The following is a 21,975-nucleotide window of genomic DNA, read 5'->3' on the forward strand; positions in this document are numbered from 1 at the left end:
GCGGGCTCAGTCCCAGGCCGCCCGGCAGAGCAGCCGCTGTTCGAGGACGGTGTCGGCCAAGCCCCAGTTTTCCGGCTGGGTCGGCCGGGGTGTCGCGCCGCGCGCCCAGCCGCTGGCCGGCTTCACGAAATTGCGCTCGATCGACGGCCCGAGGACCGAGTTGATGCCGCGGATCCGCCGGCGGGGATAGTCGAAGGCCGTGCGCGCCCACAGCGCGGCGGGCAGGCTGACCTTTTTCGCCAGGAATTCGTCGAGCGCGCGCTGCCAGGGGGCCCAGACCTGCTTGACGCGGGCGCCGCTGACATTGGGATGCGACGGCTTGTAGACGCGACAATCGTCGGGCCACCGGCACTCCCGGGCGCCCAGCGCCGCCGCCGCATGCATCACCAGGGAATCGATGTCGAGCGACAGCACGGTGGTGTCCAGCGCGTGGCCGCGCACGCGGTGCCAGTAGGTGCTGCTCATCAGGGTGAAGTCGCCGCAGGCGTTGGTATGGAGATTGCGCAGCCGCCAGTGCCACGCCTGGTCGATCCAGGCGTGCGGCACCGAGGGCAGGACCGACAGCCGGGCGAGCAGCGCCTCGTCGTCGAGCTCCCAGATGCCCTCGCCGTCGACTGCCACGTCGTGCCGGTCGATGCGGTAGATCGCGTCGGCGTCGAGGTCGAGGCGGGCGATCATGGCGATCGTCGCCGGCGAGAAGAACGTGTCGCTCGCCTTGGGCGTGACGAAGCGGCCGCGCGCGCGGCGGATGCCGACATTGGCCGCCTCGGCCGGATGGATGCTGCGCTCGGCGGCACCGGAGAAGCGGGCATGGTATTTGCCGGGCACGACGATGCCGCGGACGGAGACGTGCTGCAGCGACGCCGGCAGCTCGAGCAAGTCGAGGATCAGCGGCCGCTCGGCCGGCGGGTTCCACTCGGCGAAAACGATCTCCGAATCGATGCCGGCTTTCTCGAGCTGCGCCGCCAGGCAGGCCGTCGCCCGGGTCACCCGCCGCATGTAGCTCGGCGTATAGCCGTCGTTGCGGCCATAGGTGACGAAGCTGACGTAAGGGGTCGCACTCATCTGCGGAGAATCACTTCGGGCAGGCGCCCGGCCGCGATCTCGGGCCCAACATTCTTGTGCGCTTCATGACCTGCCGAGGCATACATTGCAAGCGCTCATCTTCCATCACGCCACCGGCGCGGCCAAGCATCTCGAAACAAGCTTCGTCGCGTAAATCGCGGTGGAATCGGCCAGCCCGGGACCGACCGCGGCCTCCTCACAGTCGCAGCCCAAGGAACTTACGCAGATAGAGACGAGCGATCATGAGAAGGATCATGGAGCCATTGTACAGGATCGACCGCTTGGTCTCGCCGCCGATGCGCACCGGCTCGTCGCCCGGGATTTCCGCGGCCGACCGCCCGCGCAGGGCGCACATGCCGGTGACCAGCGGCTCGAGGACCGGCCCCCACATGTAGAACTCGAAGTCGGGATCGAGCAGGATATCCCGACGGTAGCCGCGATAGATGTTCAGGGCGTCGGTGATCGCAAAGGGAGCAAGCGGCCGCATCAGCCGCGAAAACATCCAGTTGCCGAAGGCGGTGACCACGTCGTCGTCTTCCGACACGGCGTGGCTCAGATAGCGCGAGACGATGACGTGGTTGTAGCCCTCGCTTATCTTCGCAACCAACTCGGGAAGTTGGTCGACCTTGCAGTTGCCATCGGGACTGAACTCGATGATGTAGTCGTGAGGCAGGGAGCGGGCGACATCGAAGATTGCGCGTTGAAGTCCTGGGCGCAGCTGGGTGACGATCGTCAGGCCGGCAGCCATCGCATACTCGACGGTCCCATCCACCGACCGGCCGTCGATCACGATGATGTCGTCCACCAGAGACCGATCGATTTGGGGGACGATCGCCTTCAAGCCGTCTATCTCGTTCAAGGTCGGAAGGAGCAGGGCGATCGTATGCGGCCGCGCCTTGGGCCCGCTCATTCTTTCAGGCCTGTAGGTGGGCGCCTGCTCATTCTTGATCGAGTCAACAGTCACGCGTCCTTCCTAGACTGGCAGGAAAAGTGCTGCAACTCCCGCAGGGATTGTCGGCCGGCGATATGGGCATGCAACGGCTAGCCTGCTCCTGTAGGATGAAGTGACGAAGCGACATCAGAGGCTAAAGATGGCGAGGGCACGACAAGAAGTTGGGGAATCGACCGCGGTGCTTCTCGAACGCGGTGGTAGTTTTTTTGTGTACGAACCCAATCTCGGGGTAATCGCCTCGGACCGGACGGTTGAGGGTGCCTACCGGAAATTTACCAGTGCCAAGCGCGCCTTGGTCGCGGAAGCCGAACGCGCAGGGCTGGCGCTGAGGCGCTCCGGGGCGCCGGCGCCGCTCCCCGCCCGCTCCCGTCAGGTCGCCGCCGGTCAGCGAGGCGTCGTCGCGGAGCTGTCCCTGTTCGTTGCCAAGATCGGCATCTTCTTTCTCGTCGTCGGCGGCATCGGCGCGGTCGTTGCGATGACGGTCGGCTCCGGCGGCAAGCCGCTCGGCATGGCCGACGTCGCCGACAAGGCCGCCGAGATCGCTCGAGACGTGTCGAACCTGCCGCCGGAGAAGAAGGCGTTGTTGCGGCAGAGCGTGGGCGTCGTGTCGCGCGAACTTGGTCCGGTCTTCGGCGCCTGGCGCAGCCCACCGCCACAATGACTTTGCCGGCGTCGAAACGCTGCCCGACGTGATCTCATCTGCTCGTTCGACCGGACCGCCTTCGGGGTCTTCGGCGCAGTTCCATCGTGATAGGGCCGGCTGGGCTTTTCTGGTCTTTGCCGTCGCCATCGCCCTGGCCTATTCGCCGGCCGTGCTGAACGTTTTCAGCGTCCTTTCCGACTTCGATGCGCTCGCGCTGAAAAGCGAGCATTTCTTTTTCCACAACGAGGCGGTGCATCTGGTCTCCATCGCCCGTCCCATCACCGCTCTGCTGAGCAACCTGCCGGTGCTGTTCGTCCAGGCTCCGGAAGATTTCCGCTGGTTCCGCCTGTTCTCGTTGCTGACCGTCGGCGTCCTGGGCTGGCTGATGATCAGGACCTGTACCGCCCGCCTGCACACCAGTGCCTGGGACGCTGCCATGGTCGCGCTGGCCACCTTCCTGGGTCTGGCCTTCATCTATGCGGTGGTGGAATCCACGGCCTGGGCGCCCCATCTGTTGGCCCCTCTGCTTGCCTTCGTGGGCTATTCGGTCCTCAGCCGATCGAATATGCGGATGCTCTCGTTCCCAGGTTACGTGGCGCAGCGGGACTATCGCGCGCTTCCTGGCCAGCTGATGGCTTATTGCTTGGTGCGTCCGGTCTGGATCGCCTGTCTCATCTATCAATGCGCGCTCTACACCTATCCGCCTCACGCGCTGCTCGTCGTGCTGTTTCCGGCGATCGCCGTTCTGTTCTCGCGGGCGCCGCCGACCTACAGGTCTGTCATTGCCGTTCGCGACGTACTCTTTATCGGCGCAAATCTTGTTTTCTTTTCCTTGTCGACAGCGCTGATCTATTTGCCGATCGTCCGGCTCTTCACGGCCAAGGGCAGTGGATCGGCCGGTGCCTATAAAAGCGAATACGTGGCGAACCTGTATGCGGGACATCAGTTCGCGTACAACACCGACGTGCTGGCGATCGCGCGCCGGTTCGGCCACCTGCTCACGGTCTCGGCCGATCTTTGGTTCCTGCCGCAAACGAACACGCACATCGTCACCGCCATCGTGATCGCGTTGGCAGCGCTGGTGACTTGCCTCAAGGGAAGGCCCGGGACCGGGCGGCGGCCTTTGCCGGAGGTCCGCAGCGGAATCGTTGCTGTTCTCGTGCTGGTCATCTGCCTGGTGTTGACCGCCCTGCCGATATTGGCGTCGGCTGGCGGATTCGTCGCCTATCGGACAAGTGTTGCCACGACCGCGCTGATCGCCGTCATCTTCGTCTTTGCGATGCGAACCAATATCGAGTGGTTGTGCGAAAGGCTCGGCGGGTCACCCGTTGTCGCCGCAAGGGCGGGGGCGATCACGATGGCTTTCGTGGTTGGCGCTGCCTTTGCCGCCAACGTCTACGCGAACTATGCCGTGATGAAGCTGGGTCGAAACGAATATGCCTATTTCATTCGTATCGTTCGGCAAACGGTGGACAGTAAATCGAAGGCCATCATACTCATCGATCCGCGACCGTGGGGCGGAGCACAAGGCTACAATCCCTGGCCGGTATTCGACGAGAAAGGTCGTGCCGTTCCCCCTTTCGAGCTTGCCTGCTTTTCCTCGTTTTGCATGCAAACCGGAGCGATCGTTCGCGTCATCGCAAGGGCGCTCGGTCGTCCCGACAAGGCATATGAGCTCGTGTTGACGCGCGGCGACGAGCCCATTCCGGGTTTGACGTGTGAGATGCTGGAAGGCCCTGCCGCCAGTTATCCGGCAAGTACCTCGCGGCAAGCAATCCAACTCGTTGACCGCTATCGCAGCCTGGCGCCGCTGACCTGTGTGACGGCAAACATGGGCTGGCATGACCTGGGCCTTGACTTGAGGCACTAACGGGGGAGAGCTAGGGGATGGCGGAAGCACAAGCAGACTTGGATTACGCTGTTTTCCTGAAGGAACACCGAGGCGTCTACGAATTGCGCATCCGGGAGCTGCTTCTCGTCGTGCGTGGTCCGGATCTGCAGAAGGCCTACGAAGAGCTGATGCGGCGCAAGCAAGAGATAATCGAATCGGCGCGGGCTTTCGGAACGCTGGATGAGGTACCCACGCCCGAGCGGGCGCCTCTTTTCGAAGGGGGGCCGCAAGGGCTGTTCGGCCGAGTCTGGTCGAGGCTCCGCTGAAAGAAAAAGCAGCGTGGGACGGACTGGGGACGGGGCAATGTCGTTGTTGAGCAGGCTTTTCGGAACCCGGCAGGAGCGCTTGCCAGCCGCTCTGGCGCTGGATTTGTCGCGCCTGAGGACGGCAGCAACCGCCATCGGTGAAATCGGACCGAAGTCGCGATTCAAGAGGCTGACGGATGAAGAGCAGCTTCATGAGCTGAACCACCGGCTCGGCGTGCGGTTGAGCCGCTGTCATCCGTCCGACCGGGTGGCCGTCGCCAACGTCCTCGCTGAGGCTGAGCGTGTGTTGCCTCCCGAAGTGAGGCCGGTCACGGCGTCGACCCGGGCGTTGGAGGCGAAGAGCGTCCAGGACAAGGGGTGTGCCGACCTCGGCATGGGGCTGGATGCGGCGCAACTCGCCGACGTTCACGCGCATCTGCGGTCGAAACCGCTTCTGCTGGCCCATGACGCCCACATGGGGACAACGCGTGTCGCTTCGATCGATGAAGTGCCGCAGGACCAGAACTACGCCTGCTACGACTACCTGGATCTCTGGTCGAGTCCGCACATCATCGAACTCGCGGCGCACGACAAGGTGCTCGACGTTGCTCAGGGCTATTTCGGCTGCATACCGACGCTGTACTCGATCAACGCCTTCTGGTCCTTTCCCCATCGCCAGCCGCATCCATACTCCCAGGTATTTCATCGCGACTGGGAGGACTATCGTTCCCTGGTGGCGTTTACCTTGCTGACGCCGGTCGAGAGTCCGGAGGAGGGCGCCCACTACTACGTCGAGACCTCTCATGAGGTGGACAAGTTCGAGGAAACGCTTCGCGCAGGCGGTATCGGCCCCGATATCATCGCTAAACTTTCGGAACGAGGCGAGGAGATCGCGCCGCTGGCGATGAAGCTGTTCGAGCATACGGCCCGACGCTTCGACGGGCCGGCGGGGAAATCGTTCTGTATCGACGGCTACGGGCTGCATCGCGCGCTCGTCCCGCAGTCGCGGCCGCGACTCCTGCTGTGGATGCGCTTTGGCAATTTCTTCAATGAGGCGGCGTACAAGCGGCCGCAGCTCGCCGGCGACCGCGCCCTGGCGCAAGGCATCTTGCGGCGCATCCCCAACACGCCGCGCCATCAGTATATTTTCCGGTATCTGATCCAGGCCCTGGTGGCTGTTTAGCGGCGCGAATCTTGAAGCTCCCGGCACAGTTCGCTATGCCTGACGGAGCCATGATGATGCCGCAGAGCCTATCGTGACAGGCGCGCCTTCTCTTCCTCTTCATCAATCACCGAGCCAGCACGGGGAGCAGATGCAGCGCGCTGCCGACCAGATCCGTCGCAAGCTGGACGGCAAGGGACCGATCGTCTTCGTGTCGGGCAACTTCAATATCCTGCATCCTGGTCACCTCCGCCTGCTGAGCTTTGCCGCGGAGGTGGGCGGCCCTCTGGTGGTCGGCGTCAATGCCGACGACACAGTCGGCGTCACCATGGCCCAGGCCGACAGGCTCGCCGGCATTCGTGCGATCGGAGCGGTCGCCGAGGCTGTTGCCCTTGCGGAGCCTGCCGAGCAGTTCATCTCCCGCCTCAAGCCGGAGATCGTCGTCAAGGGCCTGGAGTACGCAGGTCGGGTCAATTCCGAGCAGTCGGCGGTCGAAGCCTATGGCGGCCGGCTGGTCTTCAGTTCCGGCGAGGCGCGATTCGCGTCTCGATCGCTGCTCGAGCGCGAATACTCGGAGACCCAGTTCTCGGCCATCCGCAAGCCGACCGACTATCCGGCGCGCAACGGCTTCCGCATCGTCGACCTTGCCCGGTTGCCGCCCCGCTTCGCCGACCTGCGCGTCGTGGTCGTGGGCGACCTGATCGTCGACGAATATATCAGCTGCGATCCCCTGGGCATGTCGCAGGAGGATCCGACGATCGTCGTGACGCCGATCGAGAGCAAGATGTTCGTCGGCGGCGCCGGCATCGTCGCCGCGCACGCCCGTGGCCTCGGCGCGCAAGCTCGATACTTCGGGGTGGTGGGCAACGACGATAGCGCGACATTCGCGCGCGACGCCTTGCAGAGATACGGGGTTGCCGCTGAGCTCTTCGTCGATACGACGCGGCCGACCACGCGCAAGCAGCGCTACCGCGCCTGGGGCAAGACGTTGCTCCGCGTTAATCACGTGCGCCAGCACGAGATCGAGCCTGACCAGCAGCAACGCCTTGTGGACGCGGTCGGCGCCGCTCTTGCCGATGCCGACGTGCTGCTGTTCTCGGACTTCAACTACGGCTGCCTGCCGCAGCGTCTCGTGGAGGCGCTCGCCGACCGCGCCCGCAAGCTCGGCGTGATGATGGCGGCGGACAGCCAGGCGTCGTCGCAATTGTCGGATATTGCCCGATTCAAAGGCATGTCGCTCATCACGCCCACCGAGCGCGAGGCGCGGCTGGCGCTGCGCGACGCCGACTCCGGCCTGGTCATCCTGGCCGATCGCCTGCAGAAGGCGGCGGATGCCGGACATGTCGTCGTCACTCTCGGCGCCGAAGGGTTGCTGATTCACGGCCGCCAGGACGACAGCTACCGTACCGAGCGCCTGCCGGCATTCAACGCCGTGCCGAAGGACGTGGCTGGCGCGGGCGACTGCTTCTTCATCTGCACCGCGTTGGCGCTCAGGACAGGGGCCGATATCTGGACCGCCACCTATCTCGGTTCGCTGGCGGCCGCTTGCCAGGTGTCGCGCGTCGGCAACCTCCCGCTTACGGCGAACGAGCTGCTCACCGAGATCGCCTACCCGGCGGGTTGACGGAACCATGCGTGCGCTCCTGTTGGCGGCGGGCTTGGGCACCCGGCTGCGGCCTCTCACCGAAACCGTGCCCAAATGCCTGGTGCCGATCGCCGGCCGGCCGCTGCTGACGCACTGGCTCGACACACTTTTCGCCGACCCGCGGATCGAGCGGGTGTTGATCAATACGCACCATCTGGCCAACGAGGTGACGAATGTGGTCGCTTCGCTGCCGTGGCGGCACCGCATCGATCTGGTACATGAGCCTAGCCTGCTCGGCACCGGCGGCACGGTGCTGGCAAACCGCGCCTGGCTGGGCGAGGGGCCGGTCTTCGTGGCACATGCCGACAACCTCACGGACGCGCCCGTGTCGCACATCATCGATCCGCACCTCGCGGCCCGCGGATCGGTAGCGATGACCATGCTGGCCTTCCGCACGCCGACGCCCAGCACCTGCGGCATCCTCGAGCTGGACGCCCGGGCATGCGTCGTCGGGTTTCACGAAAAGGTCGCGAATCCACCCGGGAATCTGGCGAATGGGGCGGTCTATGTCTTCGAACCGGAAGTCGTGGAACGGATCGCGGCGATCGGCCGGCCGGTCGTGGATTTGTCGACCGAGATCATCCCAGCTCTTCTGCCCCGCATCCTGGCCGTCGAATACGGTGGCTTTTTCATGGATATTGGTACAAACGAAGCGCTTGCTTGGGCGCGCACGCATTTTCCGGGACGGGATCGTTCGAGGGCGTGAACTGGAACCGGTGGGCGGGCGATGGTATCACTTGCGAGGCACTGGCCGCAGAAAGCTGGAGTATGACGCGGAAGGCAACCATCTACCTCGCGGACTTGACCCATCGGGGTCTGGTGCTGTCCTCAAACGTTTTCCCGCTTTCGATCGGTCTTATCGGCGGCTACCTGCGGCAGCAGCGTCCGGGAAAGGCCGATATCGAGCTCTTCAAGTATCCGGAGGACTTCGCCGCGGCGCTGGAGCGGCGCCCCCCCGACATCATCGGCTTTGCAAACTACTCGTGGAACTTCCATCTCGAATACGAGTTCGTGCGCGTCATCAAGGAGCTGTGGCCGCGCACCGTGATCGTCTTCGGCGGCCCCAACTACGGCCTCGAGGACGAGGAGGTCGAGGACTTCTGGCGGCGGTACGGGCTGATCGACTTCTACATCGTGCGCGAAGGCGAGCCGGCCTTCGTCGATCTCGTGGATGCCCTGGCCGAGGCCGATTTCGACGCGGCGGCGGTCAAGCGCTCGCGACGGGAGTTGCCCAACTGCCACTATGCCGTCGACGGCGAGATCGTGATCGGCCCCGATCTGCCGAGGATCGAGCTGGAGCTGCTGCCGTCACCCTACGTGATGGGGCTGATGGACAAGTTCTTCGACGAGAACCTGGCGCCGATGATCCACACGACGCGCGGCTGTCCTTTCCGTTGCACCTTCTGCACCGAAGGGGCCGCCTACTACAATGTGGTCGAGCAGCGCGTCGCCTCGCTCGAAGAGGAGCTGAACTACATCGCCGAGCGCGTCCGCGGACCGCGCGACCTCTATATCAGCGATGCCAATTTCGGCATGTTCAAGCCGGACTTCGAGAAGGCCCGCCTGATCGCCGAAAGCCAGAAGCGCCACAACTATCCGCGCTACATCCACGTCTCGACCGGCAAGAACCAGAAGGAGCGGGTGATCGAGATCGCCCAGATGCTGAACGGCGCGCTGAACATGGCGGCATCGCTGCAGTCGACCGATCCGACGGTGCTGGCCAACGTCGAGCGTTCCAACATCTCGCTCGACAAGCTGAGCGGGGCGGGCCTGCTCGCCAACAAAGCCGATACCGGCACCTACAGCGAGCTGATCCTCGGCCTGCCGGGGGAAACGGTCGCGGCCCATCGCCAGTCGCTGCGCGACACGGTGCAGGCGAACTTCGATAACATTCGCATGTATCAGCTGATCATGCTGCCGCAGACCAAGCTCAACACGCCGAGCACGCGGCGGCAGTTCGCGATGAAGTCCAAGCATCGCATCATGCCGCGCTCGTTCGGCCGCTATGAGCTCGCCGGCCGCAGCTTCGTGGCCGTCGAATCGGAGGAGATCCTGGTCGAAAACTCGACCTTGTCCTACGACGACTACGTCACTTGCCGCGAGATGGATCTCACCGTCGAGATCCTCCACAACGGCAAGGTCTACGCCGAAATCCAGGGCGTATGCGCTGCGCAGGGATTGTCGTGGTTCGACTTCATCATGCGGTTCTTCGACAAGCGCCGCAGCTTCACGCCCGGCATCACCCGGCTGTATGACGAGTTCTCGCGCGGCATGTCGGCGCGCCTCTGGCCGGATCGCGAATCTCTCAGCGCGTGGGTGGAGGCTAACATCGACGAGATGCTGCGCGACGAGCGCGGCACCAACGAGATGTCTATGGGCAAGGCGAGCGCCTTCTTCGCATTGTTCGACGAGCTCAACGACGTGCTGTTCGCGGAGCTACGCGCGTGGCTGGCCGAGCTCGGCCGGCTGGACGCGGCCATGGCGGAATTCCTCGGCGAGCTGAAGCTCTTCAGCCGGATGCGCAAAGTGAACCTGACCGACTTCGATTCCGTGATCGAGGGGGTGTTCCGTTTCGATATGAAGGCGCAGGAGCGTGCGAATTTTGCGCTCCCGCCCGCCGCCGTGTCCTTTGGCGGAGAGCCCGGCCATTTCCGGATCGCACATACGCCGGCGCAGCGGGACCAACTGTCGGAGTACGTGCGGGAGTTCGGCAAGACCCACGACGGTCTGGGCAAGATGCTGATGCGCTATCCGCACGTGCACCGCGTCTTCCGGCGGGCCGAGGTCGCCTAGGATCGTGCCGACTCGCCGCATTGTCGTCACCGGTGGAACGGCCGGTATCGGGCTCGCCATTGCCCGCCGTCTGTGGACCGCCGGCCATGCCGTATTCATCTGCGGCCGCGACCGCGAACGGCTGGCCGCGGCGCTGCGCGGCCTTTCCGGGCACGAAGGACGCCGGGATGTGACGGGCGCCGCCTGTGACGTGCGCGACCTCGCCGACGTGAAGAGCATGATCGCCCGCGCCACGGAAAGTCTCGGCGGGCTGGATGGGCTGGTGAACAGCGCCGGTATCGCCTTCATCAGGGACTTCGAGCAGATCGAGCCCGTGATGTGGGCCGAGATCGTCGACACCAACCTCACCGGCGTCTTCAACTGCTGCCACGCGGCGCTGCCGGCGCTTAAGGCGGCGGCCGCGGAGCGGCAACCGGCCGACATCGTCAATCTCGGGAGCCGCTCGGGGCGCTACTCGTTCCTCGGCGGCGTCGGATACAACGCCACCAAATTCGGCCTGATGGGCATGACGGAGGCCCTGTTCCTCGATCTCAGCCCGCACGGCATCCGTGTCGGCTTGGTCGCGCCGGGGACGGTGGCGACCGGCCTTGGCGGCACGGCGCCGGCCGACTGGCATCTCCAGCCGGACGACGTTGCGCACGCCGTCGAGGCGATGCTGTCGGCGGGGTCCCGGTCTTCCCTGAACTGGGTCGAGCTCCGACCCGCCAGGCCGCCGCAATGACGGCCGGCCGTCCGCTGGAAGGCCGTCGCGCGATCCTGACAGGCGGCGCACAAGGCATTGGCGCGGCGATCGCGCGCGGCCTGGTCGCTGCCGGCTGCCGGGTCGCCATCCTCGATCTCCAGGAAGCCAAGGCCAGCACGTTTGTTGGCGAGCTGGGCGGCCCGGCCAAGGTCGTGGAAGCCGATCTCTCATCGGAAGAGACCTGCCGGCAGGCCTCGCGGACGGCGCGGGATTGGCTCGGCGGCGTCGATATCGTCGTCAACTGCGCGGCACCTGGGCGCGATCGATCGATGATCGGCCGCGTTCTCGGCGCGGACTGGCCGGCACATGATGCCGTCGTGTTGCGCGCGGCGCTGGCGATCGTCGATACCGTTCTGCCCGATCTCGCCGCATCCGGATGCGGCGCCGTGATCAATGTCTCGTCGATTCTCGGGCAGGATGTCGCCGTCGATCAGGGATCGCTGGCCTATCACGCGTCCAAGGCGGCGCTCGACCAGGCGACCCGATGGCTTGCCGTGCGCTGCGGCGGGCATGGCGTTCGGGTGAACGCGGTGGCGCCGGGTCTGGTCGATCGCGACGAAGGCCGCAAGCTCACCGATGACCCGGTGCACAAGCGGATCGTCGAGGAAATCGTCCCACTCAAGCGCGCCGCCCGCGGCGCGGACATCGCTCAGGTCGTCGTGTTCCTCGCTTCCGATCAGTCGTCCTATATCACCGGCCAGGTGCTGGTGGTCGATGGCGGGCTGACGCTGAACGAGGTCTTCGGTGCGGCGTTGCGCGCCTTCAAGGCGGCGGGAAGCTAGCCCGGATATCTCACGGCGTCTGGAACGTCGATGTTTTTGAAGGCGTCGAGAAGCTGGTGCGGGTTGGCGGGCGCGTTGGGTCGGTTCGTGGCATCACGCGGACGCGCCAAGGGTGGCCGCCCTTGGCGGCGTCGCCTGAGGTGTGCTGTCGACTATGCGCTGTCTGGTCCGTGTCAGGGCGCGGCGCCGAGTGCGGCATAGGCGATTGCCCAGTCGCGCTGGCGCGGATGGCTCGACGCCATGGCGATCTTGACGCGCCGGACGCTGATGCGGACGAGGGCGCCGACCTTGAGGAGCTTGAGGCGGATCGAGCCGCAGGTCGCATCGGCGAGCTTGGTCGCTTGCAGACCGATGCGGCGCAGCCCTTCGAGCAGCACGTAAGCCATCGAGGCGAACCACAGGCGGAGCTGGTTTGCGCGCATGGTGGCCGTCGAGGTGCGATCTGCAAAGAGGTCGAGCTGGCATTCCTTGATGCGGTTCTCCATCTCGCCGCGGGCACAGTAGAGGTCTTCGCAGAGGGTGCGGGCATCGGCGCGCTGCTGGCCGAGCGAGGTCACGACGAAGCGGGGATTGGCTTCCCCTTGGGTGTGCTCGGCTTTGCCGACAACCCGCCGGCGGCAGCTCCAGCTGTCGAGGGTCGTCCATTGGAAGTCCTTGAAGCGCCGCGCCGGAACCTGGGTGGCGATACTTTCCTCGGCGGCTTCGGCGATCTCGGCGACCAGCCGCGCATTGCGCGCCAGGCCGAACAGGTAATCGACGCGGTTTTGCTCGCACCAGGCCATCAGGGCATCGCGCGCAAAGCCCGAGTCGGCACGCAGCACGATCCGCACCTCGGGCCAGCGGCGGCGGATCTGCCCGACGATGCGCTCGACCTCTTCGCGCGCCCCGGCCGAGCCGTCGATGTTCGAACGCCGCAGCTTCGAGGCCAGCAGGTGCCGGCCGCAGAAGACGTAGAGCGGCAGGTAGCAGTAGCCGCCGTAGTAGCCGTGGAAGAACCGGCCCTCCTGCTCGCCGTGGATCGGATCGTCGGTCGCGTCGAGATCGAGCACGATCTCCTCGGGCGGCCGCTGATGCGCTTCCAGGAAGACCTCGACCAGCAGCGCCTCGACCGCCTCAGGCACATGGCCGATCCTGTGATACCGCTCCCCGTCGCTCACCGGCGCATGCTCCAGCCGGTTCAGTGTCGACTTCCCCGCCAGCCGGCCCAGCGTCGCCGCCAGCACCGGGTCATGCCGAAGCTCGTCGTGGTCGTTGACGTCCTCGTAGCCCAGCGCGATCCCCATCACCCGCTGACCCACCAGTCGCTCGATCGTGTGCTCCACAGTATGCGGCGACCGGCCGTCGACGAAGCACGCCGCGAACCGACGCTGCAATCCAAGACGCCGGTCCGCCCGCCCCAGAAGCAGCGCTCCCGCGTCCGACGTCATCCGCCCGCCGTCGAACGCCGCCTCCAGTCGGCGCCCTTCCACAGGTTCAAAACCAAACAAATCCGCGCTACAGTCTGTTCGCATCGGAGCTCTTCCTGGGACAGAGTGAAGTCGTTGCTGCACAACAACTTTCTCAAAGCCCGTGCTCCGATGCACCTCAACTCCGTGAGATATCCGGGCTAGGACAGGCGGGAAACGAAATCGATCTGCTTGCGGGTCGGCCGCTTGGCGAAGCGTGGCCGGTTGCGGATCCGGACGTCGATGGCAAGTCGCACGAAGGACACGATCACCTCGGAGAGATTGCGCAGGGTGACGGTGCGGCGGACCTTCGGCCCCGCCTGGAAGTAGCCCGGGACCTCCGCGAAGGTGCAGCCCATGCGGAGCAGCTTCACGTTCAGCTCTGCAATGATGCTGAACCGTCGTGACCGCAGTGCGGCCTCGCGCGCCGCGGCCGTCGGCCAGATGCCGGGGCCGTTCAGATAGCTGACATAGACATCGAACACGATCATGTAAGCCATCTGGTACAGCATCGAGATCACGTTGCGCCCGACTGTGCGCTGCTCCTTGTTCAGGGGCGCCGTCAGGATGACATCGGCTTCGTCGCGGAACCGCAGCATGAAGGCAATCAGGGCCGGGGGCACGTCGTTGTCGCCCGGTACGACCATGAACGATGCGCCGCTGGCCATCGCGATGCCGGCGCGGATCGACGCCCCGAGGCCGAGGTTGCCCGGATTCTTCAGGGGCCGCACCTCGCGGTGGGCGGCGACCGCCATCTCGATCTCGCGGAATGTGCCGTCGCTGCTGCCGTCGTCGATCACGACGATCTCGCAGTCGGCCAGCCTGGCCTCGGTGGTGGCCGCCAGGATCGCCTCCACCGTCTTGAGGATGTTGCCCTCTTCGTTGAAGGCCGGAACGATGAAGCTGATCATGCAGGCGACGATTCGAATTCGGAGAGACGGCCGACACAGACTTTCTTGAGCAGCCGGAAGAAGCCCGCGACCGCGCGCAGGCCCGGTGACACGACGAACAGGCGACCTTCCCGTTCCACGACTGCACCCGCATTGCGCAGGCGATCGAGCCGCAGGCCCAGCAACGAGCGGTCGTTGTAGCGGGCCTGGAGCCGGGCGATCGGGATTCGTCCGCCTGTGGCCATCACTTCGCGCACCAGGCGGACTCTCAGGGACGATTCGAGTGCCTGGATGAAGTTCAGCGCGATGAACCACCAGGCACTGTAGGCCAGAACGGCGACGGCGAACGCCGCCGGCGCTGCCTCGCCGAGGACGGTCACGGCGATGATCGACAGGACTGCGCCGCCGGCGAGGCTGACGCCGTACGAGGCGACGCGCGACAATCCGGCGCGTGAGGAGAGGACGTCGAACAGGAGCGCAAAGACGATGCCGACGCCGGCGGCGAACAGACCGGTCATGTCTAGCCGGCCTCGGTCGAATGGTCGCCGCGCAACCGCCGGTAGGCATCGCCCAGCTGCACCAGGCGGCTCGACCTGCCTGTGAGGATCAGGCTGTCGCCGTCGACCACCAGCTGCCGGGCATCGATCAGGGCGTCGAGGCGGCTTTTGACGAAGGGATGGCGGGCCACGAAGGCAGCGAAGGCATCGATCGGCATGCCTTCCGGCTCATGCGACTGGATGGCATTGACGAGCGCGAGCGTGGGGCTGTCGTGGATCACGCCGTTCAGCAGGAGGGCGTAGCAAAGCCCGAAACTCATCGCCAGGACGAGGGCTACGAACGCATCTTCGAGGGTGAGGGGGCCATCGCGAAGGCCGAATCGCGCGAGCAATCCGAGGCAGAGCAGAAGCAGGGCGATGAGCGAGGGCAAGCGCCAACGCGCGCCGAGTCGGCGCAGCGACAGCACGTGAAGCAGGATGGCGAGGATGGAGGCAAGGACGCCGAGGAGCAGACCGTTCACTTGGCCCCCTGGACCGCCTGCTTTTCGTGCCGATCGGCCGAACGGACGAGAGTGAGGCCCGCTCTGACGTCGTTGCGGTACATCAGCCACGGCACGACCGCGATCACGCCGAGGACGATGGTCAGAACGCGCATGGCGAGGAAGATCGTGCCGAAGCCGGTGCCGCTGCCCGGCGACGCCAGGGCGCTGGCGACCTGGCCGAACGCCGCTTCGCCCACGCCGATCCCGCCGGGAGTTATGGGCAGGCCATTGGCGACCAAGGACCAGGCGCCGGCGATGATGTAACCCGAGAACGACAGTCCCCTGAACTCCATCGCGTTGCCCAGCAGCATCAGGGCCGCCAGCACCAGTCCGTATTGGACGATCGAGATCAGCACAGCGACGACGATGATGAGGGGCCGCGCGGCATATGCCTGCAGGGCGACGGCGAATTCACCGATGACGGCGGCGGCAGCCGGGCCGACCGGTGCCGGCAGTCGCCCGACGAGGCGGACGATCGTCCCGGAGAATCGCAAGCCGAGGAACACGCCGATCGCGCCGGCGGCGACGGCGATGGCGGCGACCCAGATCAGCCGATGGGAGTAGGCCGAGGGCAGCAGCGGCAGCGTCGTCAATCCGAGCACGAGCAGCGCGGTCAGTCCCGTCAGCCGATCGACGACTACGCTGAACATCACGCGGCTGAATTCGCCGCCGGCAGCCCGGTACGCCATCGCCACGCGCACGAGATCGCCGCCTTGCGCGCCGGGCAGGAAGGTGTGGAAGAACAGGCTGATGAAGGTGATGTTCTGCGCCCAGGTGAAGGCCACCCGGAACTGCAGTCCGCGCAGCAACATCCACCACCGCCACGCCCCCATCGGAATCGTGGCCAGGAGGCAGAGGAACGCCAGCAGCAGGAAATCCGGCCGGTGAAATGCCTTGCCGAGGACAGCGAGGTCGATCGAGCCGAAATAAAGCAGAAGCAGCAGGCCAACGACGCCGATGCCCAACTTGATGAGAAAACCGCGCATGCCGCCGTTCAGTTGTGCCTGCCGACCCTAGCGGCAATCGGATGCCGGGGGCAAGCGCCGGGCACCCACAGGGGCGCTGCGTTGAAGTGTCAAAAGCGCGGTGCTACTAATGCGAAAGTTCCTTTTGACGCCCCGGACACAGCCGCAAAATCTCCGCATGAAGATCTTCGTTTCTGGCGCTTGCGGGTACAAAGGCTCGGTCCTCGTTCCCAAGCTCCTCGCCCGGGGCCATAAAGTCGTGGCTTTCGACATCCAGTGGTTCGGCAGCTGTCTCGCGCCGTCGCCCTCGCTCGAGATCGTGCAGGGAGACGTGCGGACGGTGACAGCCGCCGACCTCGATGGCGTCGAGGCGATCATCCACCTCGCCTCGGTCGCCAATGATCCATGCGGCGATCTCGATCCCAAGCTCACCTGGGAGATCAGCGCGCTGGGCACGATGCGGCTGGCCGAGCTGGCGGTTCATCTAGGTATCCGCCGTTTCATCTATGCCTCGTCGGCCAGCGTCTACGGCGTCAAGACCGAGGAGCAGGTGACCGAGGAGCTGTCGCTCGAGCCGATCAGCGAATACAACAAGACCAAGATGATCGCTGAGCGGGTGCTGCTGAGCTACGCGCCGGCCCTGATCCCGCAGATCGTGCGGCCGGCCACGGTGTGCGGCTTCAGCCCGCGCATGCGCCTCGACGTCTCGGTGAACATGCTGACCATGCAGGCCCTGACCAACGGCCGGATCACGGTGTTCGGCGGCGACCAGGTTCGCCCGAACATCCATATCGAAGACATCACCGACGTCTACCTGCACCTGCTCGATCATCCGGAATTCGCCGGCATCTACAATGCCGGCTTCGAGAACATCTCGATTCGCGACATTGCCAACCGGATCGTCGGCACGATTCCCGCCGAGGTCGTCGTCACGCCCTCGAACGACCCGCGCTCCTACCGTGTCAACTCCGACAAGCTGCTCGCCACAGGCTTCCGGCCGCGGCACACGATCGACGACGCGATCAGCGAGATCGTCGCCGCCTATCAGCGTGGCGTGCTCAAGGAAGAGGACCGCTGGCACAACCTGCGCTGGATGAGCCGGGCGGCTGCACGATGAACGTGCAGACCGATCCTTCCGTGGCTGAATTCGCCGACTACTCGGCGCGGCTTCAGGGCGCGCTGCGACAGGCCGATCTGCGTGCCGTCGGCGAGCTCGCGCGCGCCATGCTCGACTGCTGGCGGACGGACAAGTCGGTCTATTTCTGCGGCAACGGCGGCAGCGCCGGCAATGCCACGCACTTGGCCAACGACTTCGTCTACGGTATTGCCAAGGGCAAGGGCCCCGGGATGCGGGCGCACGCCCTGTCGGCCAATAGCTCGATCCTGACCTGCCTCGCCAACGACCTCGACTATTCGGAGATCTACGCCGCCCAACTGCAGGTCTATGGCCGCAAGGGCGATCTCCTGATCGCGCTGTCGGGCAGCGGCAACTCGCCCAACATTCTGAAGGCGCTCGAGACGGCACGCGTCCTTCAGATGAAGAGCTTCGCCATCCTCGGCTACAGCGGCGGCAAGGCGCTGCAGATGGCGGATGTTCCCATCCACTTCCCGATTGACGACATGCAGATCTCCGAAGATCTGCAGCTGGTCGTGGGCCACATGGTCATGCAGTGGCTCTACGCCAACCGGGGCGCTTGACCGTCAGTGTCGACTTCCGAGCGCTTCTTCGTCATTGGCAGCAATTCCTTCTCCGGCGCGGGCTTCGTCCGTCACCTGCTGGCTGAGGGGCACCCGGTCATCGGCATCAGCCGCTCGCCGGAGCCTCATCCGGCCTTCCTGCCGTACCGCTGGGACGGCGACGCACGGGCGTTCCATTTCCATCAGCTCGATCTCAATCACGACCTGGAGGCGATTGTCGCCTTGCTGGAGGCGGAGCGGCCTTCTCACGTGGTCAACTTCGCGGCCCAGAGCATGGTCGCCGAGAGCTGGCAGTACCCGGACCAGTGGTTCATGACCAACGTCGTCTCCACGGTCCGTCTGCATGAGCGGCTGCGCCGCATGAGCTTCCTCACCCGCTATATGCACGTGACCACGCCGGAAGTGTACGGCAGCACGTCGGGGCTCGTGGGCGAAGATGCCCCGTTCAATCCCAGCACGCCCTATGCCGTGTCGCGGGCCGCGGGCGACATGAGCCTGCGGACGTTCCATGCCACCTACGGATTTCCCGTGGTCTATACGCGCGCCGCGAACGTCTATGGCGCCGGCCAGCAGCTCTATCGCATCGTGCCGCGGACGGTCTTCTTCATCCGCACCGGCCGCAAGCTGCAGCTCCAGGGCGGAGGACGGTCGGAGCGCGCCTTCGTGCATGTCGCCGACGTGGCCGACGCCACGCGCCGCGTCGCCCTGCACGGCCACAATGGCGATGCCTACCACATCTCTCCTGAGCGGATCGTGTCGATCCGCGAGCTGGTCGAGATGATCTGCCGGCGGCTCGCGGTGAATTTCTCCGATGTCGTCGACATCGTCGACGACCGACCCGGCAAGGATGCCGCCTATCGCCTCGACAGCGCCAAGATCCGGCGCGAGTTGGGATGGCAGGACAAGGTGTCGCTCGAAGCCGGGATCGACGAGACCGTCGACTGGGTCGACCGCAATCTCGACGATCTGCAGCGCCTGCCGTCGGCGTATATTCACAAGGCTTGAGGATTCATGGGCGCGGAAATCGATCTGCTGGCGAACTACCCCCGCACCAAGCGCAACGTCGAGGAGCGCGGCCAGACCAAGACGGAAGAGGTCCGGGTGATCGCCCGTCGTTTCGAAAAGGAGTTCTTCGACGGCAGCCGCGACACCGGCTATGGCGGCTTCTCGTATCATCCGCGCTTCTGGCAGCCCGTCGTGCCGACCTTCCAGTCCCATTTCGGCCTGAAAGCCGGCGACTCCGTACTCGACGTGGGCTGCGCCAAAGGATTCATGTTGCACGACATGGCGGAGCTGATCCCCGGCCTGACGGTCAAGGGCATCGACATCTCCGACTATGCCATCGAGAACGCGCTACCCGACATGAAGCCGCACGTGCAGGCCGGCAATGCCGCCAAGCTGCCGTTTCCCGACAAGTCGTTCGACGTCGTCATCTGCATCAACACCGTCCACAATCTGGAGCGTGAGCTCTGTGGCGTGGCGTTGCGCGAGATCGAGCGGGTGGCTCGTCGCGGTGCATTCGTGACAGTCGACGCCTATCGCAACGATGACCAGCGACAGCGTATGGAGGCATGGAACCTGACGGCCCTGACCATGATGCATGTCGACGAATGGAAGGCCTTCTTCGCTTCGGTAGGCTATACCGGGGATTATTACTGGTTCATCCCATGAGCCCTGACCTGTCGCGCCGCCTGCTGCGCGAGATGATGCGCATCCGAATCGTCGAGGAGACGATCGCGGATCGCTATGCCGAATGGAAGATGCGCTGCCCGGTGCATCTGTCGATCGGCCAGGAGGCGCCCTCGGCGGCGGCCGGTCTGGTGCTACGCCACAGCGATCTCACGGTCAGTGGCCATCGCGCGCACGCCCACTATCTCGCCAAGGGCGGCGACCTGCCGGCGATGATCGCCGAGATCTACGGCAAGGCGACCGGTTGCTCCGGGGGCAAGGGCGGCTCGATGCATCTGGTCGACGAGCGCGTCGGCTTCATGGGTTCGACGGCGATCGTCGGCGGCACCGTGCCGGTCGGGGTCGGGCTGGCCCTGTCGCTGCAACTCCGCGGAAAAGACGACGTGGTCTGCATTTTCATCGGCGACGCGGTGCTGGAGACCGGTGTCTTCTACGAGGCGGCGAACTTCGCGGTTCTGCGCCGGCTGCCGGTGCTGTTCCTGTGCGAGAACAACCTCTATTCGGTGTACTCACCCTTGTCGGTTCGCCAGCCGCTCGACCGGCCGCTCGAGCGCGTTGCCAAGGGCATCGGCCTGATGACGGTGAGCGGCGACGGCAATGACGTACGCGCCTGCCATGCGCTGATCGACGGGGCGGTGAGCCGGCTGCGGGGCGGCGCCGGCCCACAGTTCGTCGAGCTCTCGACCTATCGCTGGCGCGAGCATTGCGGCCCGCTTTACGACAACGACATCGGCTATCGGACGGTCGAAGAGTTCGAAGCCTGGCGGCAGCGCGATCCGATCGACCTTTTCCGCGGCGTCCTGCGGCAGGAAGGAACGGTCGACGATGCGTGGATGGCGGCGGCGACCACTGCTTTGCGCGAGGAAGTGACGGCCGCCTTCGCGTTTGCCGACTCCTCGCCGGTGCCGCCGGCGGGCGAGGCCTTCGCTCATATCTACAGTGTCGAGCCATGACGGCGACGACCTTCGCCGCGGCGATCCGGGACGCGCTGGCGGTCGCGCTCGAGCTCGATCCGGCCGTGATCGTCTACGGCCTGGGCACGACCGATCCCAAGGGCGTGTTCGGAACCACGCTCGATCTTCACCGCAAGTTCGGCGAGCAGCGTGTGTTCGACATGCCGACCTCCGAGAATGCGATGACCGGCATCGGAATCGGCGCGGCTCTCGGCGGCCTGCGTCCCGTGCTGACCCACCAGCGGCTCGACTTCGCGCTGCTGTCGCTCGACCAGATCGTCAACAACGCCGCCAAGTGGCGCTTCATGTTCGGCGGGAAGCGCGGCGTTCCGATCACCATCCGGATGATCATCGGCCGCGGCTGGGGGCAGGGGCCGACCCATTCGCAGAGCCTGCAGGCTTGGTTCGCGCACATCCCCGGCCTGAAGGTGGTGATGCCGACCTCCGCCGAGGACGCCAAGGGCCTGCTGCTGGCCAGCATCTTCGACGACGATCCGGTGATCTTCCTCGAGCATCGCTGGCTGCACAACGTGACCGGCGACGTGCCGCCCGGCGATTACCGCACGCCGCTCGGCAAGGCGCGCCTGGTGCGCTCGGGCGCCGATGTGACCGTGGTCGGCATGTCGTTGATGACCGCCGAGGCGCTGCATGCGGTCGACCATCTGGCGAGCCAGCAGATCACCTGCGATCTCATCGATCTGCGGACGGTACGCCCGATCGACTGGCCGATGATCGAGGCCTCGGTACGCCGCACCGGCCGGCTCCTCGCCCTCGACACCGGCTATGAAACGGGCGGTCTCTCGGCCGAGGTCGTGGCCCATGTCACGACAGCGTGCTGGAAGCACCTGCGCGCGCCGCCGCGGCGGCTGGCGATGCCCGATGTACCGGAAGCGACCAGCCCGGCGCTGACTGAGCACTATCACGTTCGCGCCGAGCACATCGCCCAGGTAATCGCCGAGGTCGCCGGGCGGCCCGCCGAATGGGCATCGCTGGCCAAGGCCCGAACCCATCCGCACGACGTCCCGGGCGACTGGTTCAAGGGACCGTTTTAAGATGGTCGCGGATTAAATTTCCGGCCCCCCAGGGTAATTGCGCTTTCACGTCCGGTGCGTCGGCCGAGGGGTGGTGCCTGATCCGGGTTCCTAAGAAAACCCTTATGGAATCGGCATCGGAAGCGTCCGGTCGCCGCCGCCAGATTCGAGTGCGGACTGCCCTTCCGGCAAGCGCCTAGTACCTCTGCACAGAGATTATGACTCTTAGGCGGGGTCTGGATAGGCTCGAAGGAGCTTGATGCGTGCGCGTTGGGTGGTGAACATCCATTTGATGGGAGCGCCAGTGGCGTTGCGCTGACGCTCCCAGGCATCGATCTCGGTCTC

22 protein-coding genes and 1 pseudogene are annotated in these 21,975 nt (G+C 65.3%); 15 read left to right on the forward strand and 8 right to left on the reverse strand.

The annotated features are described in order from the left end of the window. Positions 1-6: 6 nt before the first annotated feature. Positions 7-1,065: a hypothetical protein gene (locus J0J01_RS22145; RefSeq protein WP_296384643.1), complete on the reverse strand. Its 1,059-nt coding sequence runs from the start codon at positions 1,063-1,065 to the stop codon at positions 7-9. 196 nt (positions 1,066-1,261) lie between these two features. Then, on the reverse strand, positions 1,262-2,029 hold the full coding sequence (locus tag J0J01_RS22150) for a glycosyltransferase (protein ID WP_296384646.1): 768 nt from the start codon (positions 2,027-2,029) through the stop codon (positions 1,262-1,264). A 166-nt stretch (positions 2,030-2,195) separates the two neighbouring features. Between J0J01_RS22150 and J0J01_RS22155 the strand changes: the two genes are divergently transcribed. The 9 genes from J0J01_RS22155 (at position 2,196) to J0J01_RS22195 (ending at position 11,920) form a co-directional block, all read left to right on the forward strand. Continuing rightward, positions 2,196-2,678: a hypothetical protein gene (locus J0J01_RS22155; RefSeq protein ID WP_296384648.1), complete on the forward strand. Its 483-nt coding sequence runs from the start codon at positions 2,196-2,198 to the stop codon at positions 2,676-2,678. 28 nt (positions 2,679-2,706) lie between these two features. Beyond that, positions 2,707-4,530: a hypothetical protein gene (locus J0J01_RS22160; RefSeq protein ID WP_296384650.1), complete on the forward strand. Its 1,824-nt coding sequence runs from the start codon at positions 2,707-2,709 to the stop codon at positions 4,528-4,530. Between the two features lie 17 nt (positions 4,531-4,547). Next, entirely contained in the window at positions 4,548-4,817 is a 270-nt protein-coding gene (locus J0J01_RS22165) for a hypothetical protein (RefSeq protein ID WP_296384652.1), read from the forward strand. A gap of 37 nt (positions 4,818-4,854) precedes the next feature. Beyond that, the gene (locus tag J0J01_RS22170) at positions 4,855-5,979 is read left to right on the forward strand and encodes a hypothetical protein (RefSeq protein WP_296384654.1); all 1,125 of its coding nucleotides are present in this window, start codon (positions 4,855-4,857) and stop codon (positions 5,977-5,979) included. Positions 5,980-6,109: 130 nt separating this feature from the next. Continuing rightward, positions 6,110-7,582, forward strand: coding sequence for a PfkB family carbohydrate kinase (locus J0J01_RS22175; RefSeq protein WP_296384656.1), 1,473 nt, complete (start codon positions 6,110-6,112; stop codon positions 7,580-7,582). A 7-nt stretch (positions 7,583-7,589) separates the two neighbouring features. Then, positions 7,590-8,309, forward strand: coding sequence for a nucleotidyltransferase family protein (locus J0J01_RS22180; protein ID WP_296384657.1), 720 nt, complete (start codon positions 7,590-7,592; stop codon positions 8,307-8,309). A 95-nt stretch (positions 8,310-8,404) separates the two neighbouring features. Further along, positions 8,405-10,396 carry a cobalamin-dependent protein gene (locus tag J0J01_RS22185; RefSeq protein ID WP_296384659.1) on the forward strand — a complete coding sequence of 664 codons (1,992 nt, stop codon included), beginning with the start codon at positions 8,405-8,407 and terminating at the stop codon, positions 10,394-10,396. Positions 10,397-10,400: 4 nt separating this feature from the next. Further along, positions 10,401-11,117 carry an SDR family NAD(P)-dependent oxidoreductase gene (locus tag J0J01_RS22190; protein WP_296384660.1) on the forward strand — a complete coding sequence of 239 codons (717 nt, stop codon included), beginning with the start codon at positions 10,401-10,403 and terminating at the stop codon, positions 11,115-11,117. Then, positions 11,114-11,920: an SDR family NAD(P)-dependent oxidoreductase gene (locus J0J01_RS22195; protein WP_296384661.1), complete on the forward strand. Its 807-nt coding sequence runs from the start codon at positions 11,114-11,116 to the stop codon at positions 11,918-11,920. Before J0J01_RS22190 ends, J0J01_RS22195 begins: the two co-directional genes overlap by 4 nt. Positions 11,921-12,093: 173 nt before the next feature. On the opposite strand, the gene J0J01_RS22200 is transcribed toward J0J01_RS22195, so the two are convergent. The 5 genes from J0J01_RS22200 to J0J01_RS22220 form a co-directional block, all read right to left on the reverse strand. Then, positions 12,094-13,431, reverse strand: coding sequence for an IS1380 family transposase (locus J0J01_RS22200; RefSeq protein ID WP_296384685.1), 1,338 nt, complete (start codon positions 13,429-13,431; stop codon positions 12,094-12,096). A gap of 95 nt (positions 13,432-13,526) precedes the next feature. Next, complete coding sequence (locus J0J01_RS22205; RefSeq protein ID WP_296384663.1) at positions 13,527-14,276, reverse strand: glycosyltransferase family 2 protein; 750 nt, start codon at positions 14,274-14,276, stop codon at positions 13,527-13,529. After that, positions 14,273-14,773 carry a hypothetical protein gene (locus tag J0J01_RS22210; protein ID WP_296384665.1) on the reverse strand — a complete coding sequence of 167 codons (501 nt, stop codon included), beginning with the start codon at positions 14,771-14,773 and terminating at the stop codon, positions 14,273-14,275. The genes J0J01_RS22205 and J0J01_RS22210 overlap by 4 nt, the downstream gene beginning before the upstream one ends. Before the next feature lie 2 nt (positions 14,774-14,775). Next, complete coding sequence (locus J0J01_RS22215) at positions 14,776-15,273, reverse strand: hypothetical protein (RefSeq protein WP_296384668.1); 498 nt, start codon at positions 15,271-15,273, stop codon at positions 14,776-14,778. Next, positions 15,270-16,280, reverse strand: a complete 1,011-nt coding sequence (locus J0J01_RS22220; RefSeq protein WP_296384670.1) for a lysylphosphatidylglycerol synthase transmembrane domain-containing protein — start codon at positions 16,278-16,280, stop codon at positions 15,270-15,272. The genes J0J01_RS22215 and J0J01_RS22220 overlap by 4 nt, the downstream gene beginning before the upstream one ends. A gap of 157 nt (positions 16,281-16,437) precedes the next feature. On the opposite strand from J0J01_RS22220, the gene J0J01_RS22225 reads away from it, so the two are divergent. From J0J01_RS22225 to J0J01_RS22250, 6 genes are read left to right on the forward strand one after another with little or no spacing between them, the layout of a single operon-like run. Further along, positions 16,438-17,376: an SDR family oxidoreductase gene (locus J0J01_RS22225; RefSeq protein WP_296384672.1), complete on the forward strand. Its 939-nt coding sequence runs from the start codon at positions 16,438-16,440 to the stop codon at positions 17,374-17,376. Further along, positions 17,373-17,957 carry an SIS domain-containing protein gene (locus J0J01_RS22230; RefSeq protein ID WP_296384674.1) on the forward strand — a complete coding sequence of 195 codons (585 nt, stop codon included), beginning with the start codon at positions 17,373-17,375 and terminating at the stop codon, positions 17,955-17,957. Before J0J01_RS22225 ends, J0J01_RS22230 begins: the two co-directional genes overlap by 4 nt. A 6-nt stretch (positions 17,958-17,963) precedes the next feature. Then, the gene (locus tag J0J01_RS22235; protein ID WP_296384676.1) at positions 17,964-18,962 is read left to right on the forward strand and encodes a GDP-mannose 4,6-dehydratase; all 999 of its coding nucleotides are present in this window, start codon (positions 17,964-17,966) and stop codon (positions 18,960-18,962) included. 6 nt (positions 18,963-18,968) lie between these two features. Further along, a complete protein-coding gene (locus J0J01_RS22240; RefSeq protein WP_296384678.1) occupies positions 18,969-19,628 on the forward strand; it encodes a class I SAM-dependent methyltransferase in 660 nt (219 codons plus the stop codon). Further along, entirely contained in the window at positions 19,625-20,599 is a 975-nt protein-coding gene (locus J0J01_RS22245) for a thiamine pyrophosphate-dependent dehydrogenase E1 component subunit alpha (protein ID WP_296384679.1), read from the forward strand. The genes J0J01_RS22240 and J0J01_RS22245 overlap by 4 nt, the downstream gene beginning before the upstream one ends. Continuing rightward, positions 20,596-21,651, forward strand: a complete 1,056-nt coding sequence (locus J0J01_RS22250; protein ID WP_296384682.1) for a transketolase C-terminal domain-containing protein — start codon at positions 20,596-20,598, stop codon at positions 21,649-21,651. The genes J0J01_RS22245 and J0J01_RS22250 overlap by 4 nt, the downstream gene beginning before the upstream one ends. 204 nt (positions 21,652-21,855) lie before the next feature. Here J0J01_RS22250 and J0J01_RS22255 read toward each other — a convergent pair. Continuing rightward, positions 21,856-21,975 (reverse strand): annotated as a pseudogene (locus J0J01_RS22255) (IS630 family transposase); the annotation flags it as partial.

Origin of the sequence: Reyranella sp. (assembly GCF_017305915.1) — a bacterium.
GTDB lineage: Bacteria > Pseudomonadota > Alphaproteobacteria > Reyranellales > Reyranellaceae > Reyranella.